A 1,293-nucleotide genomic window follows, 5' to 3' on the forward strand; every position below is an offset into this window, starting at 1 on the left:
AAATTTTGGCGTGAAATGCTTAACATGACAATCCTAAAGTCGCCATGACACCTAAGCCTACCGCCAAAGGAAATTATCATGTATCAATATTCTTATACCGATCAAAAAATCGTCGATGAACGCGTTGAGCAGTTTCGAGATCAGACGCAGCGTTTTTTGGCAGGTGAGTTGCCAGAAGAGCAGTTTTTGCCCTTGCGCTTACAAAACGGACTTTATATCCAGCGTCATGCGCCCATACTGCGCATCGCCATTCCTTATGGTTTGATGGCAAGTCATCAGCTGCGCGTGTTGGCTGAGATTGCACGTGACTTTGATAAGGGTTATGCGCACTTTACCACGCGCACTAATTTACAGTTAAATTGGGTAAAACTAGAAGAAGTACCGGACATTCTGGCGAAGCTTGCCAGTCATCAGATGCACGCCATTCAGACGTCGGGCAACTGCATCCGCAATACCACGACCGATCCGTACGCCGGCATTCACAGCGAAGAAGTGGTTGATCCAAGACCGTATTGTGAGATCATTAGGCAGTGGAGCACGTTTCATCCAGAGTTTGCTTATTTGCCGCGTAAATTTAAAATTGCGGTCATCGGCACCAAGGCTGACCGTGCTGCCACGCAGGTGCATGACATTGGTCTACACGTCGTCAAAAAAGACGGTCAAATTGGCTTTGAGGTCATCGTGGGTGGCGGCTTGGGCGTACACCGATTATTGGTAAGGTGATTAATGAATTCTTGCCGCGCGAACATCTGCTCAGCTATCTTGATGCGATTTTAAGGGTGTACAACCTAGAAGGTCGTCGTGACAATAAATATAAGGCGCGCATCAAAATCTTGGTGGAGAGTCTGGGTAAAGAAGTATTTGCCCAAAAGGTCGCTGATGAATGGCAGCATCTAAAAGGCGGTGAGCTTACCTTAACGGATGCGCATTTTGCAAAGGCGGAGAGTTATTTTACCGCGCCGTCATATGAGAAGATCGACCCGTTAGCAGCTCAAAATCAGCTTAAAGAATATCTGGCTGATAATGATTTTAAGAATTGGTATGAACACAATACTGTGGCTCATAAAGTGGCTGGCTACCGTGCGGTCGTGATTTCGTTAAAGGCGGGCATCGTCAATGGCAAATACATCCCACCGGGCGACATGACGGATGATCAGATGTTCGCGTTGGCAGATTTGGCGGATGCTTATAGCTTGGGTGAGATTCGCGCCACGCACCATCAGAATCTGGTGCTGGGTGATGTTAAGATTGCTGATCTGTATGCACTATGGCAAGAGCTGTCCAAGCTGCATC

1 pseudogene is annotated in these 1,293 nt (G+C 47.5%); it reads left to right on the plus strand.

The features are described 5' to 3' along the window. Positions 1-78: 78 nt before the first annotated feature. Positions 79-1,293 (plus strand): annotated as a pseudogene (locus GY683_RS01895) (nitrite/sulfite reductase); the annotation flags it as partial.

Origin of the sequence: Moraxella sp., assembly GCF_024227015.1 — a bacterium.
Lineage (GTDB): Bacteria > Pseudomonadota > Gammaproteobacteria > Pseudomonadales > Moraxellaceae > Moraxella.